At 55.0% G+C, this 16,637-nt stretch carries 12 protein-coding genes; 6 read left to right on the forward strand and 6 right to left on the reverse strand.

The features are described 5' to 3' along the window. Positions 1-3: 3 nt before the first annotated feature. From H7849_RS06200 to H7849_RS06215, 4 genes are read right to left on the reverse strand one after another with little or no spacing between them, the layout of a single operon-like run. Positions 4-1,281, reverse strand: coding sequence for an NAD(P)/FAD-dependent oxidoreductase (locus tag H7849_RS06200; protein WP_251106644.1), 1,278 nt, complete (start codon positions 1,279-1,281; stop codon positions 4-6). Next, entirely contained in the window at positions 1,278-1,520 is a 243-nt protein-coding gene (locus H7849_RS06205) for a (2Fe-2S)-binding protein (protein ID WP_186745035.1), read from the reverse strand. The genes H7849_RS06200 and H7849_RS06205 overlap by 4 nt, the downstream gene beginning before the upstream one ends. Beyond that, positions 1,513-2,637 (reverse strand): NAD(P)/FAD-dependent oxidoreductase, encoded by a 1,125-nt coding sequence (locus H7849_RS06210; protein ID WP_186745036.1) that lies wholly within the window; start codon positions 2,635-2,637, stop codon positions 1,513-1,515. Before H7849_RS06210 ends, H7849_RS06205 begins: the two co-directional genes overlap by 8 nt. After that, positions 2,634-3,590, reverse strand: coding sequence for a proline racemase family protein (locus H7849_RS06215; RefSeq protein ID WP_186745037.1), 957 nt, complete (start codon positions 3,588-3,590; stop codon positions 2,634-2,636). The genes H7849_RS06210 and H7849_RS06215 overlap by 4 nt, the downstream gene beginning before the upstream one ends. A gap of 262 nt (positions 3,591-3,852) precedes the next feature. On the opposite strand from H7849_RS06215, the gene H7849_RS06220 reads away from it, so the two are divergent. The 3 genes from H7849_RS06220 (at position 3,853) to H7849_RS06230 (ending at position 8,681) form a co-directional block, all read left to right on the forward strand. Continuing rightward, positions 3,853-4,578 (forward strand): GntR family transcriptional regulator, encoded by a 726-nt coding sequence (locus H7849_RS06220; protein ID WP_186745038.1) that lies wholly within the window; start codon positions 3,853-3,855, stop codon positions 4,576-4,578. A 155-nt stretch (positions 4,579-4,733) separates the two neighbouring features. Continuing rightward, complete coding sequence (locus H7849_RS06225; protein WP_186745039.1) at positions 4,734-6,971, forward strand: glycoside hydrolase family 31 protein; 2,238 nt, start codon at positions 4,734-4,736, stop codon at positions 6,969-6,971. 33 nt (positions 6,972-7,004) lie between these two features. After that, complete coding sequence (locus H7849_RS06230; RefSeq protein WP_186745040.1) at positions 7,005-8,681, forward strand: GH39 family glycosyl hydrolase; 1,677 nt, start codon at positions 7,005-7,007, stop codon at positions 8,679-8,681. Between the two features lie 13 nt (positions 8,682-8,694). Here the strand turns inward: H7849_RS06230 and H7849_RS06235 are convergent, their stop codons facing one another. Further along, complete coding sequence (locus tag H7849_RS06235) at positions 8,695-9,867, reverse strand: L-rhamnonate dehydratase (protein WP_186745042.1); 1,173 nt, start codon at positions 9,865-9,867, stop codon at positions 8,695-8,697. Continuing rightward, positions 9,864-11,138 carry an MFS transporter gene (locus H7849_RS06240; RefSeq protein WP_251106645.1) on the reverse strand — a complete coding sequence of 425 codons (1,275 nt, stop codon included), beginning with the start codon at positions 11,136-11,138 and terminating at the stop codon, positions 9,864-9,866. Before H7849_RS06240 ends, H7849_RS06235 begins: the two co-directional genes overlap by 4 nt. Positions 11,139-11,285: 147 nt before the next feature. Here H7849_RS06240 and araD1 point away from each other — a divergent pair, with 147 nt between their 5' ends. The 3 genes from araD1 (at position 11,286) to H7849_RS06255 (ending at position 16,620) form a co-directional block, all read left to right on the forward strand. Beyond that, on the forward strand, positions 11,286-12,287 hold the full coding sequence (araD1, locus tag H7849_RS06245) for an AraD1 family protein (RefSeq protein WP_186745046.1): 1,002 nt from the start codon (positions 11,286-11,288) through the stop codon (positions 12,285-12,287). Between the two features lie 32 nt (positions 12,288-12,319). Then, positions 12,320-13,198 carry an NAD(P)-dependent oxidoreductase gene (locus H7849_RS06250; protein WP_186745048.1) on the forward strand — a complete coding sequence of 293 codons (879 nt, stop codon included), beginning with the start codon at positions 12,320-12,322 and terminating at the stop codon, positions 13,196-13,198. 155 nt (positions 13,199-13,353) lie between these two features. Then, entirely contained in the window at positions 13,354-16,620 is a 3,267-nt protein-coding gene (locus H7849_RS06255) for a TonB-dependent receptor (RefSeq protein WP_186745050.1), read from the forward strand. Positions 16,621-16,637: the final 17 nt, after the last annotated feature.

A 16,637-nucleotide genomic window follows, 5' to 3' on the forward strand; every position in this document is an offset into this window, starting at 1 on the left:
CTCCTACTTTGTTTTAAGTTGTGCTTCGAGGGGCGCTGACGCGTCAGCCAGACTGGACAAGTGTGTTGGGAAAACGGGTGGCCGTATCGAGTCCGGGCGCCAACCGAAAAGAAATTCTGCGGCTGGTCCGCAGATACGGCCCTGGCATGGACCCATGCCGCAGCGCGTTTGCAGCTTGGCATCGCGCCAGGATGAATGGGATGCCATGGCGTTGAAGGGGACGTCTTCGCAGCGACAGACGATCGTGTCACTTTTCGGCAAATGGCGAAGTGCGGGGTCGAGGCCGAACGCTGTCTCCAGTCGCGAAGCAAACTCGTGCAGCTTTCTGCGTTTGCCTTGCAGCGCGTTTGCTTTGGACATTTGCCCGCTGGCAGAGTAGCCGGCAATTTCGCCTTCAATCAGAGACGACTCCAGACCGCCGATGCCAGTTGGTTCGCCCGCACAGTAGATGCCGGGGATGGAGGTTAACTGGTTCTCATCGACTTTCACCTGTACTGAGGTGACGGTGCAACCTAGAAGTTCAGCGAGCTCGGTGTTGGGAACAAGATGAAAGCCACACGCCAGATAATCGCATGGAATGGTCCACTCGCGGTTGCCTTTGCGCAAGGTGACCGATTCGAGCCTGTCATCCGATCCATGAGCCGCTATGGGCCAACAGCTGGTGTGAAAATGTGCCCCGCGAGTTTGCCATCTTAAGGTCATGGCCTGTTGAAGCTTCTCGAAATTTGTAACGATTGAAGTGGCAAATGCCGCGAGGCGCGCGCGGGAGGCTTGTTCGCAGATCTCGAGGATGCGCGCTCCATGTTTTGTGAGATAGGCGGCGACAGCGAGTAAGAGAGGGCCGCTTCCGGCAATGACGACGCGCTTGCCTTCGATGGGGAGACCTGATTTTACAAGCGCCTGTAGAGCGCCTGCTCCGAGTACGTTGGGTAATGTCCATCCGGGGAAGGGAAGGAAACGCTCGCGCGCGCCGGTTGCGAGAATCAGTTTGTTGTAGGCAATATCTAAGTGCACGCCGTTCTTCTCAGCGCGGAGTATGCCTCGTGAAGGTTGGCTGAAAATTCGCCAGCCTTGCAACTGCATAGCTGGAGAGGCTGCCAGTCGCTTGTACCACTCGGCAGCGGCGGATGATAGTGCGTCGGCGCCACGCCAGATCTGCCCGCCGGGAGCGAAGTTGTCATCGACCAGTCCAACGCGCTTTCCGCTTTCGGCGGCTCGCGTGGCGGCTGCTATGCCAGCTGGGCCTGCGCCAACAACCAATATGTCAAACGACTGGCTCACTGGCTGCGTACCTCCATGCCTGGTTCGCACAGCATCTGGCAGGTGCGGCAATGCGGAAGACCGTTGACCATGGCGCGGCATTCGAAGCAGATGCCCATACCGCAGAGGGGTGATCGCGGCTCGCCTGCTACGGATGTGCGGCAGTGCACTCCAGTCATCATGATCGCGGCGGCTACGCTGGTACCGGGGGCCACGCTGAGCGGTTGGCCATTGACAGTTACCGTGATGCGCTCAGGCATGGGCGGTCTCCAGGGCAAAGCGCGCAGGCAGATATGGATCTATGGGGATGGCTGATGTTCGCTTGAGAATGGAGTCGGCCAAGAGTCGCGCGGTCGCGAGAGATGTTGTGATGCCAAGGCCTTCGTGGCCCGTGGCAAGGAAGACTGTCGGGTCGTCCGTCGGTCCGATAAGCGGAAGCTTGTCAGGTGTTGCAGCACGGAAGCCGGTCCAGGCGCGGATGGTGGAAAGATTTGCGATTCCGGGCAGGTACTCGCATGTGCGCTTCAGCATGGACTCGAGAATGGAGTGGTCGATAGCCGAGTCTTCTGCTCCGTACTGGCGTGATGAGCCGATGAGCAACTGGCCGGTACGGCGTGGCTGTACGTTGAATGCCACGGAATCGCTGATGACGGAATGTGCGCTCTTCAAGTAACCCAGTTCGACCAGTTGATGTCGCACGAAACCGGGATAGCGATCAGTGATCACGAGATGACCTTTGCGCTTCTTGATGGGGAGATCGGGCAGAAGCGATGTCGCACCTGCGCCGGTGGCATGGACGAGATACGCTGACGAGATTGATGTTCCGTCATTGAGTTGGACCTTGCCATGTTCGGCGCTGAGGATGGTTTTGCCCAGCATCAGGTCGGCGCCCTGCTGTTGTGCGCTGGTAATGAGAAATGACGCAGCGCATGGAGGATAGAGGACCGCATCGGATGGAACCAGTAGGGCTCCGGCGAGGGGCTTGCGCAGGTTGGGTTCCGCTTCGGCGAGCGCATGGCTATCCAGAACCTGCGTGGGAACATTCGCGGACGCATACAAAGCGTGCTTGCGGCGGACTTCGATCATTTCTGCTTCGTCAGCGGCGATCCAGAGGGTCCCGCAGCAATCGTATTCAATGCTGGAAGGAAGCGCGGGGGACAGGGAATTCCACAAGGACTGCGAGTACTGGGTGAGTGCCAGCTGTGCGGGCGAGTCATCCATTACGACGATGTGACCCATGCCAGCGGCTGTCGCGCCGCCTCCAACGATGTCGCGCTCGACGATGACGACGCGCATGCCTTCGCGTGCCAGTTCATAGGCACAGGCGGCGCCTACGATGCCGGCTCCGATGACAACTGCGTCGTAGGTAGGATTCATGGCACGATGCCGAGGCGGAATGGATCGTCTGCGTCGAGAATGAGGGACGATTCAGCTGTGACATATGCGGTGCTTGTAATGCTGGGCAGGATCAGACCATTCTCGATCTGAATGCTGCCTTCGAAGATCGTGTCAAGGATGCCTTCCTGGCGCCAGATTTGTCCGGGAGCGAGCTGGCCCTCGGCATACATGCAGGCCATTTTGGCGCTGGTACCTGTGCCACAGGGAGAGCGATCGTATGCTTTGCCGGGGCATAGGACGAAGTTGCGGCTGTCAGAATGGCCATTTTGCGGTGGTGCGAAGAGTTCAATATGGTCAATTTCTGAGCCGTTCTCGCCAGTGACGCCATAGGCAGCTAATGCGCTTTTGACAGCCCATGCGAAGTCGGTGAGTTCGGAGACGTGGCGCAGATCCAGGTGGAGACCGTGATCTTCCATCAGATAAAACCAGTTGCCACCCCAGGCAACATCACCGCTCACTCTGCCGTAGCCAGGGACGTTTACCGCCACACACTTCTGACTCCGGTAACTCGGCACATTTTCCACGGTGACCTTGCCGGAATCGTGCAGTCTTGTGCTGACTACTCCTACGGGCGTCTCAATGCGATGCGTTCCGGGCTGAAGTTTTCCAAGGTAGGCGAGGCTTACGACGACGCCGATGGTTCCGTGGCCGCACATGCCAAGGTAGCCGACGTTGTTGAAAAAGATGACTCCCGCATCGCAGCTGGGGTCTGCGGGTTCGCAGAGGAGTGCGCCGACAAGAACCTCGGACCCACGCGGTTCGTTCACGACGGCAGAGCGGAAGTAGTCATGCGAAGTGCGAAAGCGCTCCAGCCGGTCCGCGAGCGGGCCATTACCCAAGTCAGGGCCACCAGACAGGACAAGCCTGGTTGGTTCGCCAGCGGTATGGGAATCAACGACTTCTACGCGTTGTACGCGCTTGGCAATTTGCATAGTTCACAATGTCGACAAAATTGGATACGATTTCATCTTAACCTACAGGTGGACGAGTTGCCATGCTTTTTCCTCGATCTCAAGGCGGTGTCGCTCATGCGCTATCTCTTCGGCTGATTTACAGAACGGGCACGTCTCTTGAACGATTCGGGCTCGTCACTGTGTGTGAATGATACGACTGGCGGTGCAAGCGGGTGCAGGTAATGGATTGGCTATTCCTCTAACCGTGTTTCATCCTTTACTCTGTGCATTGGCCGATCGAATGACTACTGCAAAGAAAAAGACGCGCACGCCCAGAGCCGAGCATGGTACAAGCCTGCATACGGCATTTAAGGAAATACGTGAATTGATTGTCCACGGAAAGCTTTCGCCGGGCACGTGGATTGTGGAAGGCGATTTGGCCGACCGCATGGGGATGAGCCGCACGCCGGTGCGCGGAGCCTTGCATTGGCTTCAGCGCGAGGGCTATGTTCTGGAACACAAGAACGTCAGCAAGTCGCGTATGGTGGTGGCTCCGCTCACGAAAGAGGATGCCAGCGAACTGTATTCCATTATAGGCCGGATTGAGGGCCTTGCCGGACGGCGCATGGCGATGCTTCCGAAGGCAGAGCGTATGGAGATTGTGCAGAGCCTGAAGAGCTACAATCAGCAGCTCAATGAGATTGTGAAGGCGCGTCCGAGCAAAGCCGCAGGGATTTTTGATTTAGACCACAACTTTCATCGCAGGATTGTGGAGTCAGGGGCGGGGCCTCGGCTAATGGCGCTACACAAGGCTATTGAGCCGCAGACAGAACGCTACTGGCGGCTTTATGCCAGTTCCATTATTCATGACCTGCATCTTTCGATCGCTGAGCATGAGGAGATTATCAGCGCGATCGCGACTGGTGATTCGGACCGCGTGGAACGCGGGCTGCAAACGAACTGGGAAAGAGGCGCAGAGCGCCTTGCGCACGTGATCGATGTCTTCGGTGAGCGGGGAAGCTGGTAGGCGGTCTCCCCGAATTTTGTCTTAAGAAGTGAGTCTGATTTCCATCGTTTCGAACTAAGGGCGGATCGGAAGTTTCAGATTTTTGTCGTCTTCTCAAGAAAACATTTACTGAAAGCTTGTGTTTGCTGTTCATCTCTAATTGCTTGGAGCTGTAGATGGCTGCTGATCTCTCACGAAGGACTCTGCTGCGTAACATAGGCGCCAGCGCGATGACGACGTTGTTGCGGGAACGACTTGCTCTCGCCCCGTTTCTAAGCGCTGCAGGTTTCGATCCATCACACACGGGTGATCCGGCACTGCAGCTTAGTCTGACCGCCGTAGGTGAGAACACGCTGCGCGTGACCATTGCTGCGGTAGGCGTGGACCTGGAGCAGACATTTACAGATGGCAGTTTGAGTGCGAGGTCGTGGCCATCTCCCATGTCACAGGTGCGTACGAGTGAAGCTGTGCGATCCATTCAGTGGGGCAAGCGGCGCATTCAAATGTCAATCGATCCGCTTCGTATCGCGGTTGAAGACGATGACGGACATCTGCGACAGGAATTGCGTTTCGAATCCGGCATGAGTCAGGTGCGGTTTCACTATGGCGATGGTCCGGTCTTCGGACTAGGCGAGGGTGTTCATCCCCTTGATCGCCGCGGCACAACTGATGCCATGCGGAATGGGCAGCATGGAGAAGAATTGAAGGTGTACGGCGCGCGCGTACCTATTCCGTTGCTGATTGGCGCAAGCGGGTGGGGCCTTTTCTTCCATGAGCCGTGGGGTAGTTTTGATCTTACCGGCGAGACTGGCATGTTTCGCTCAGGAGAGAGCGCGCGAGGGCTGGATATCTTTCTCATGCTGGGTGATACTCCGGCGCAACTGATGCGCGAATGGGCGGAACTGACTGGTTATCCGCATATGCCGCCGATTTGGGCGTTGGGATATCAGCAGTCGCATCGCACGCTGGCCAGCCGTGAGGAAGTACTCAAAGAGGCGAAGACCTTTCGCGAAAAACAATTGCCCTGCGATGCGTTGATCTATCTGGGAACAGGATTCTGCCCCTCCGGCTGGAATACCGGGCATGGATCATTCGTGTTCAATGACGCAGCGTTTCCCGATCCTGAAGCAATGATTCAGCAACTGCACGCCGATCACTTCAAGGTCGTGCTGCATATCGTCAATCCGCCGGAAGATCTGCATGGCAAGGTTTCAGATACTGGTTCCGCGATCGAAGAATCAGGGGATGCCGCGGCCTATTGGCGCAGACATCTTCCCTTGGTGCGCATGGGCGTGGATGGATGGTGGCCTGACGAAGGAGATGTTCTGCCGGTGGCATCGCGGCTGGCTCGAAATGAGATGTATTGGGAGGGCGAGCGGCAGGCGCGGCCGAATCTGCGGCCCTATGCGCTCCATCGGAATGGGTATGCCGGACTGCAGCGCTACGGGTGGCTTTGGTCGGGGGACATTTTTTGCACCTGGAAGACACTTGCCGCTCAGGTGATGATCGGTATAAATGCTGGATTGTGTGGCATCTCTTACTGGGGCACGGACACGGGCGGGTTTGTGCCGACGAAGGAATTCACCGCTGAGTTGTTTGTGCGCTGGTTCCAGTTCAGCGCGTTCTGTCCGCTATTTCGCAGCCATGGACGGACATGGAAGTTGCGTCTTCCGTGGGGCTGGAATACAGGAGATTATGAGCCTGCCGAATTGGAGCCGGAATATGCGGCCGAAGTGCTGCCGAAGCCGAATGATCTTCATAATCTGGATGTAGAACGCATCTGTAGGAAATATCTCAACACGCGATATCAGCTCCTGCCCTACATTTATTCCGCAGTTGCAGAAGGACACCGAACAGGAATGCCGCTGATGCGCGCGCTTTGGCTGCACTATCCCCACGATCAAAAAGCGCGAACGATAGAAGACACTTATCTGTTTGGCGATGCGTTGCTTGTGGCTCCGGTGCTTGAACCGGGGACTCGCGAGCGAAGGATCTACCTGCCTCAAGGCGCATGGTGGGACTTCTGGACAGGGGAGCGAGTGGAGGGGGGAACGGTCGTCACCCGGAATGTTGATCTGGAAACGATGCCCGTTTATGCGAAAGCCGGTGCGATTGTGCCGACTGGCCCCTTGAAACAATTTGCACTCGCTCCCTCAACCGAACCGGTCAAGCTCGCGGTCTATCCGGGCGCAGACGGCAAGTGCTCTTTATATGAGGATGACGGACAGAGCTTCGCATATGAGCATGAGGAATTTACCCGCCTGGAACTGGAGTGGTCGGATGCGACTCGAAGCTTAAGCGTGAGAGCTGGTGGCGGAAAAGCTACGCGTGGACGCAAGTTTCGCGTTGCTCTTGCGAATGGACCGGAGCAGGAAATCACCTTCGACGGAAGAGAAGTGAAAATTCACCTGTAACCTGGCTTGATGATGCACAGGAGCTAATCAGCTATGCGCCGATCCATTTCTCTTTTCTCTTTTATACTGCTTGGATTCAGTTGTGGAGCACAGATTCAGACTGCGGTGCAAGTGAGTGTGGATCTCTCCGCGAGCGAAGGAAAATTCACGCCCATTTATAGCTGGTTCGGTTATGACGAATCGAACTATACAACTACGAAAAATGGCCAAGCGCTTCTGCGGGAGCTACACGACCTCAGCCCTGTACCGGTGAATATCCGCGCCCATTTTCTGCTGGCGAGTGGGGACGGGAAGCCTGAGCTGAAGTGGAGCTCGACCAATGTGTATACGGAAGATGCGCAGGGCAATCCCGTTTACAGCTGGACCATTCTGGATCAGATTTTCGATGCTTATGCGGCGGCACACGTTCGTCCAATGGTTGAGCTGGGTTTTATGCCGAAGGCGTTATCGAGCCGTGCCGATCCTTACCACATACCCTGGCCAACAAAACCTGGCGATGTGGAAGGGTGGTCGTTTCCGCCAAAAGACTATGCACGCTGGGGTGAGCTTGTCTACCAGGTCGCCGCCCACATGGCGCAGAGATACGGAACAGATGTGGTTTCAAGCTGGTATTGGGAAGTCTGGAATGAGCCGGATATTTTTTACTGGCACGGTACGCAGGAGGAATACAACAAGCTTTACGACTTTGCGGCTGCGGGAGTGAAGCGAGCCATTCCACAGGCCAGAGTGGGAGGTCCCGCGACGACGGGGCCAGTGCCCAACGGACACTCAGCGCAGTTTCTTGAGGCATTTCTGCAGCACTGCGCGAAAGACAAGAGTTCAGCAACCGGCAGAGCCATACCGCTTGATTTCATTTCGTTTCATGTGAAGGGAAGTCCCAACATCGTGGTAGACCACGTGCAAATGGGGCTGAATCGAGAGCTGGATAGTGCTGCTACGGGCTTCGATATTGTGCGAAAGTTTCCTCAATTTGAGAAACTGCCGATTATTTTGAGCGAGGCTGATCCAGAAGGGTGCGCGGCATGCTCATCCCGAAAATATCCGCACAATGCTTATCGAAACGGCACGTTATATCCCTCGTACACGGCTGTCGCCATGAAGGGGCTATTTGCATTGCAAGATCGCTATCAGGTGAATCTGATCAGCATGCTTACGTGGGCTTTCGAATTTGAGGACCAGCCTTACTTCGATGGCTTTCGCGCGCTATCGACTAACGGTGTGGACAAGCCGGTGATCAATTTCTTCCGAATGGCTGGACTGATGACGGGGAGTCGTGTCCGCGTAGAGAGTAACGGTGCGGTGCCGCTCGATGACATTATCAAAGGCGGTGTTCGACAACAGGATGATGTGGATGCACTGGCGACGGCCGCCGATCATGAAGCTGCGGTGATGCTTTGGAATTATCACGATAATGATGTTCCCGGTCCATCTGCGCAGATACAGCTCACCGTAAGGGATTTTCCGTCCGCCGTGCATCGCGTGTTGATGCAGCACTACAGGATTGATGACACGCACAGCAACGCCTACACAGCTTGGAAGCAGATGGGTTCGCCCCAGAATCCCGCACAGGAGCAGTATGCTCAATTGCAAGCATCAGGAGCGCTGCAACTTGAAGAGTCACCGCGATGGGTCGACTTAGATTCTGGCACGGTGAAACTGAATTTTGCATTGCCGCGACAGGGCGTTTCTCTGGTGCGCTTTAGTTGGTAGCAGGAAACTTCGTTCATTCGATGATTTCGAAGCGTTTCAGGCTCTCTTCACTGATCATGAGCCCCAGTCCGGGTAGGTCATCGTTGAGATCGATGTAACCGTCTTTGGCTTTCGGCTCACCGTCAAAGATATACCAGAAGAGTTCGTTTCCTATCTCGACGTCAACGGGAGGGAAGTATTCAGCCATGGGCGAATTCAGACTTGCCATAACGATGTGGTAGTTATGCATCTGGCCGGCGTGGGGAATAACCGGAACCGAATAGGCTTCAGCAAGGGCTGCGATTTTGCGCGCCTGAGAAATTCCTCCTACGCGATTGGTATCGAACTGGATATAGTCGAGCGCCTTCGCCTCTAACATCTGGCGGAATCCGTAGATCGTGAATTCATGCTCTCCACCAGCAATAGGGACGCGATTCTGAACCTTTAGCACGGCGTAGCCGCCTATGTCGTCGGGTATGACCGGTTCCTCAAGCCAGCGTAACTGGAAAGGTTCAATGAGGGGGAGCATGCGTTGTGCATAGTCAAGAGTCCACCCCATATAGGCATCGGCCATTAAGTCGATTTCGTATCCGATGACTTCCCGGACTGTGCGCAGCAACTCGACATTTCGTTGCATGCCAGCAGCCCCATCGGTCGGTCCCCAGCCGAATCGAAGCTTCATCGCCTTATAACCCCTATCCTTGTATTGCTGAGCTTCCTTTGCCAGGTCGTCCAGGGGCTGACTGTAGAGTCGGCTGGCATAGACAGGGACTTTCTGCTTCGTGCGCCCGCCTAGTAATCGGAAGACAGGTTGATTTATAGCTTTTCCCAGCAGATCCCAGATGGCGATATCAATCGCGCTGATGGCGACCATGCCGATGCCTTTGCGGCCAAAGGCCATGGTGAGGCGATACATATGTTGCCACAGAAATTCGGTGTCGAAAGGGTCTTTTCCGATCAGAACCGGCTTGAGATAGGTGTCGATCACTTGCTTGGTTATGCGAGGAGCAAGAGCGGCATTGCCGATGCCGACGTGACCGCTGTCGGTGAAAATCTCGACGATCAACCAGCCGTGGAATCGAAATCCGGCCATTGAGTCGGCTGGCAACTGCAGGAGATCCATCGGGTTCGTGCAGAAGTGTGGTTGCGGAGGAACGGTCTGGCCGCGCCATTCGACAACGCGCGTGCGAACTTCGGTGATCTTCATGCTTGCGTGCTCGCTTTCAAAGGCTGATAGATGGGAGCAATGACGGGAATTGTAACTATGATGAGTACAAACGCGATGATGTGAAGCGTGCTGACAGCACCGAAGACGGCACTGTAGCCGAATCCGTGATCGAGCAGATAGCCCACAACGAATCCAAAGATAGTGCCTCCGATTGCGCCGCCAAAGCCTACGAGGCCGGCCACTGAACCGACTGCGGAGCGGGGAAAGAGATCGGTGGGCAGGATCATAATGAGTGTGGACCAGGATTGCTGACCGAAGAACGCGAGGCTGAAGAGGAGCAAAGCGAATTGGACTGGCACATGCGTGACTAAGAGAATCGATGGCATGACGGCAGCGCTCAATCCCAGGGCGAGCTTACGTGAAAAGTTCAGCGACTTACCGCGACGCAGCAGCCATGCCGACAGCCAGCCTCCGGTGAGACATCCAACGCCTGACGCTGCATAGGGGATCCAGGCGTAGGCGCCCACCTGTTTTATGTCGAATCCGCGCGCGTCATAGAGGTATTTCGGAAGCCAGAAGAGATAGAAGTACCAAGCTGCATCGGTGAGGAACTTTGCCAGGACCAAAGCCCACGTCTCGATATGGGCTAGGAGATGAAGCCAAGGTATCCGCGTGGCCGACTCGTTCTCTGTTGGCTCTGGTAGAGAAGCGAGCGTTTCGCGGCGTGCTTCACCGGAGAGCTGAGGGTGCAGGGATGGCGGGAAATATCCATGCCACCATGCGAGCGACCAAAGTAATCCAATGACGCCAGAAAGAAAGAAGACCCATCGCCAACTGGCGATGCCGAGAACGAGAGCAATAAGCGGCGGTGCGACGACTGCTCCGATGGCAGTGCCGGCATTCATTATGCCCATTGCCAACGAACGCTGATCGATCGAATACCACTCGGCTACAACGCGAGTGGCTGCGGGAAAGCCTCCACCTTCTCCCATTCCAAGGAGAAGGCGACTGATCAGCAGCATTCCGAACCCAGTTGCAAGACCATGGCTGGCGCAAGCGAGCGACCACCAGATCATGATGAGCAGAAAGCCGCGGCGCGTTCCCAGTGTGTCGATGAGTTTTCCTCCCGCAGCGTACATGACAGCGTAGGCGATGAGGAAGGCCGCCTGTAGTTCGGAATACGCAGTGTTTGAGAGGGGAATATCACGCTGAATCGCGGTCACAGCGACAGGAAGCGTCTGCCGGTCGAAGTAGCTGACCGCGATGCCCAGGGAAACCAGGAGAGCGATTCGCCAGCGGAGGGACGGCAAGAAGGTGTAGGCCCTAACCTTTCTCAGATTGCATGCTCGCTGTGCTGCGAGCATAATTGGAGGGCGCTGCGGAGTCAATTTGGCGGACGTAGAGAAGTGCTCCTGATGGGGCGGAACTAAGCGGTCTCATGGGAGGAGCTTTCGAATATGCGCCTTGTTCAACTGACTCATCACAAGGAAAGACTCGTGGCTCTGGTCGACGGAGAAGCGCTGCATCCCCTTCCGGAATATCACTCGATATATCAGCTTGCCTTTACTGCCATCCGGGGCGAGCGAACGATTCCTGACATTGTGCATGATGCGAAGGCGAACTCGGCGCTGAGTTACGACGCGGTGTATGAAGGTTCGTCTCCGTGGCGGTTGTTGCCGTCTTTCGATCATCCGGAAGATTCGGCCCATCTGACCGTGAGCGGAACCGGCTTGACGCACAAGGCAAGTGCAGAAAATCGCGCTGCCATGCACAAAAACGAAACTGCAGTTGTTACAGATAGTATGCGCATGTATCAGCTAGGCATGGAGGGCGGACATCCCGCGCAGGGAAAAATTGGCGTGCGGCCGGAATGGTTCTACAAGGGCGACGGATCTGTTCTCAGAGCTCATGGTGAAGAGCTGGTGGCGCCACCTTACGGCGATGATGGCGGGGAGGAGCCGGAGATTGCCGGAATATACGTCATCGATTTGGACGGGCAGCCTTTTCGCGTGGGTCTGACTGTTGGGAATGAATTTGCGGATCACGTCATGGAGCGGAAGAATTATCTCTATCTGGCTCCGTCGAAGCTGCGAGAATGCTCGATTGGTCCAGAACTATGGGTGGACTGCGAGCCGTTCAGTGATATCGACGGGACTGTGACGATTGAGCGCCAGAAGGAAACTGTGTGGAAGGCGAAGATCTATTCTGGCGAGAACAACATGTGTCATTCGGTTGCAAATCTTGAGCATCACCACTTCAAGTATGCTTTGCATCGCAGGCCCGGGGATGCGCACATCCATTTCTTCGGAGCCGATGCCTTCAGTTTTGGAGACAATGTACGTCTGCAGGATGGCGATGTGATGGAGATCAGCTTTCCGGCATTCGGAAGGCCCTTGCGCAACACGCTTAGAATCTCGGGGGACCAGGACCAGTTCGTGAGAGTTAAGCGCCTCGATTAGAAACTCATTGCAAACAGGAAGGCAGGTAAGCCATGCAGAGTGTCGCACTGCTAGGTTTGGGAACGATGGGCCGCGGCATGGCCAGCAATTTGACCAAGGCTGGATTCCCGTTGAGTGTGTACAACCGTCGTAGCGAAGTCGCCCGGCAGTGGGCGCACGAGAACAGACTCGATGAAAAGATTCGGTTGGAGAACAATCCCGCAGACGCTGTAAGCAGCGCCGATGTTGTTATCAGCATGCTTGCAGATGATGACGCGGCCAAGAGCGTGTGGTTAGGAGCTAAGGGGGCTATGTCAGCTGTAAGACCGGAGACGATTCTCGTCGAATCGAGTACGGTGTCGCCTGCATGGATTGCAGAATTAAACTCTGCTGGAGCCGCGAAGCAATGCCGGGTTCTGGACGCGCCGGTTACCGGCAGCAAGGTGCAAGCCGCGAATGGGGAATTGCTCTTCCTGGTAGGAGGCGACGCTGACACACTTGATCTCGTTCGCCCCGTTCTTCAAGCAATGTCACGAGCAATTGTTCACGTTGGGCCTTCAGGATCAGGAGCATGCATGAAGCTCGTCAACAATTTCTTGAGCGGAGTGCAGGCTGCGTCCTTGGCGGAAGCTCTGTCGATGGCAATGCGGCTGGGGATCTCTGAGGACGTTACTTACGATGTGCTTACGAACGGCGCTCCCGGAAGCCCCTTAGTAAAGACGTTGACCCAGCGAATTCGGGGAAAGAATTATGACACGCAGTTTGCCTTGCAGTTGATGGCCAAGGATCTCAGTTATGCCATCAAGCTCAGCGAGGAAACCGGCCTTCCTCTTCATACTGCAAGAGGAGCACTGAAGGTTTTTGAGAGAGGGCTTTCATCGGGATTGGGTGAAAAGGACATGTCTGCTGTCTTTGAGGCGATCAAGCCATAGCGCCAATTGCTGAAATGACGTAATCGAGAAATTATTGACAATCGCAATTCTGCCCTGATATACCGGTTTGCTGAGAAAACGCTTTCCCATATTGGATTCAAAACTAGATTCGCAATTGGATACTTGCATGCCCGATTTATCAGGAGGTACATGAGATGAAACGCGTGTATTTGTTTGGGTTCCTTTTGTTTGCGATTGTCATTTTCTCGTTGCAGAGCGCGCAAGCACAATTCAGCGGCACGATCACGGGAGAAGTCCAGGATCCCAGCGGCTCTCTCCTCCCGAATGTAAGGCTGGTCCTCACTAAAACCGATACTGGAGAGCAGAGAACCGCTACATCAAACGCTTCCGGTGTGTATCAGTTTGTGAGCCTGGCTCCCGGAAATTATGACCTGATGGCCAGCGCCTCTGGGTTCGCGCAGTTGCATAGTGCGATCGTGCTGCAGACGGGCCAAACGCTGGATTTTCCCGTCAAGCTTGCGGTCGGTCAAGCAACGCAGACGATCGAAGTCTCCACGGAAGCTCCGGTAATTGACACCGCTGACACGCGTTTGCAGGAAACGTTATCAACACAGACACTCTCATCTTTACCGCTTGCGGGCCGCAACATGATCTCTCTAGTCACGCTTGCTCCGGGGGTAAGCGGCCTGGGTGTAACCAGCAACGGCAGTCCGGGGTCTGGACGCGACAACTATTCGACAGAGACGCAGGTGGATGCCAGCGCGAATGGCCAGGGAGCGGTGGGGAATATGTATGTCGTTGACGGTCTGGATGTCACGAGTTCCATCCGACCGGGCGTGTTGAACATGACGCCGAATCCCGATTCCATTCAGGAAACAAGTATTCAGACGAATATATATAACGTGGACTATGGCCGGGCAAGTTCGATACAGATGACGATGACCACGAAGTCCGGCACGAATACATATCACGGAAATGCCAGCGACTACTTCACGTATCAGGGTTGGCTGGCCGGCACTGAGTTCAGCAAGAAGTATGCGCCGTTTCACAGCAATAATATTTCGGCGACGATCGGGGGCCCCATCATTCCTCATCGCAACGCGGGCTTCTTCTTCTTCGCCATTGAGCCTTTACGGTCATCGGCCGCAGTGAGCAACAACATTACATTTGAAGACCCAGCCTTCACCGCGTTTGCTCAATCCACGTTCCCAAATACGATCGGAACGCAGTTGTTGACGACGTATCCAGTGAGCAAGGTGAATGATATAACCGTGGCGTCTACAGCGGCCGCGCTCTATCCAGACACCTGCGGTACTCCTGCAACGAACAATCTGCCGTGTGGTCTCGCCATGATCGATACAGGCAATTACACGGATTCTGCGTACAGGAACGGGACGCAGTACAACATACGGGTGGATAAGGACTTTGCGAAAGATCGTCTCTATGGGACTTTTTATCGGACGACACTGAGTACGAATGGCGTAAATCAGCGCGCGGCCTTTAATACGACGAGCACATTCAGTCAGTACGCGATTCAAGTGAACGAAACGCACACATTCAGCCCGTCGACTTTAAACGAAGCGTCTTTCGCCGCCATGCGAGTCGAGGGAGTCCAACCGGCAAAAGGGCTTTTTTCCGTTCCTGTTGTGAACGTTACGGGTATCGGATCGGGATTTGGCGCAGGATTTGCGCAGGGTGATTTTATTCAGCACAACTATCATTGGCGCGACGTGCTAACGCACACTATTAAATCTCACGTCATTAAGGTTGGTTACGAGGGATTGTTTGGCGATGACGTTGAGATTTTCAATGGCCCATACGATCAGCCAACATTCCAATTCAATAGCCTGCTTGATCTGGCAAAGGACAATGTCTATACCGAGACCGGTCTTGCCTACAATCCTTTAGCGGGCGAGCGCGATCAATACAATTGGAATGCAGCTGGCGTCACCAACGGGGTGTTTGCAGAAGATACATGGCGGGTCAAGCCCAACCTGACAGTCAACTTCGGCTTGCGGTGGGATGACTTCGGGAATCCCTGGTCAAGGAGCGCGAACACTGCCTTTTCGAACTTTTACTATGGGCCAGGCCAGACGCTGCAAGAGCAAACAGCAAATGGCATATTGATTCGTCATAATCATGCCCTTAATCGGGCTATCACGGATGTGTTCAGTCCGCGCGGCGGAGTTGCGTGGGATGTGATGGGAGACAGCAAGTGGCTGGTAAAGGGCGGAGCCGGATTCTTCCACAACTGGCCTACGCTGGCTAATCTGCAGGAGCAGTATCGTGGTAATCCTCCAGGAGATATCTTCCCGACCTTCTATGGTGGCCAGACTCCAGCGCCTGTATTCGGATTCGGCACCTCCAATGAGAAGCCCTTTAATTTCCCCGCACCGGATGTTTCCGCTTACACGTTGAATGCAAAAGGCGGAATCAATGGATTGCAGTTTGGTATTGGTGGTATCGATCCGAACCTGCACTCGCCCGTCACGTATACCTATTCCGCGTCTTTGGAACATCCGCTTTCATCCGCGCTGGCAGCCAGCATCGCCTATTCGGGTGCTACTGGCAGAAGCTTGCTGTCTGGCGGAGGACAGGTCTATAACGTCAGCTATGGGCAGAATATCAACGAACTTCCGGGCGACCTGATCATTCACAACAGCCTTACACCCACACGTCTAAATACCAGCTTTGGTCCTGTTCTCTATACGCAGAACGATAGAGAATCGAACTACAATGCGCTGATTCTTTCGCTGAGAGGGCGCTTCAAGCGAGCGTTTTTCACAGCTTCTTACACTCACTCAGCATCGCAGGATGACACACAGGTCTATCCGACCTACATCAATCCGCATCAGTTTTATGGCCCATCATTGTGGGATGTTCCCAATCGTTTTTCGCTCGGATGGAACTACCAATTCCCCGACGTGAATGGTGGACGGGGACTTGTTGGCCGAATCGCGAGCGGATGGCAGATAAGCGGCACCACCATCCTGCAGGACGGTACGCCGATCTTTGTGTCGACGAATGCTGCATTTGCTCCGATTACTGATGCAAGCGGAGCGTACACTGGCTACGCAACGGGAAGCGGTGATTACAACGCGGATGGGGACAACTTCGACTTTCCCAATGTGACCAGTTATCACTATCCCAATGGGCGGCACGATTACCTTCAGGGGATTTTCACGCAGGATAATTTTCCGCAACCCAGCTTTGGATCCGAGGGCAACGAACGCTACAACGCTTTCCGTGGCCCGGGGTTTGAGGAGTGGGACACCTCATTTATGAAGAACACTGCGATCACGGAGCGCGTCTCGCTACAGCTGCGCTTTGAGTTCTACAATTTGTTCAACCGGCCAAACCTCAACACTGTTGACACAAATCTTCCGGACGGAAACTTCGGAAAGGCCACTGGTCAATACACTCCTCGCTATCTTCAGGTTGGAGCCAACATTATCTTCTGAGGGAATTTGTTGGGCAC

It is taken from the genome of Alloacidobacterium dinghuense, from assembly GCF_014274465.1.
GTDB lineage: Bacteria > Acidobacteriota > Terriglobia > Terriglobales > Acidobacteriaceae > Alloacidobacterium > Alloacidobacterium dinghuense.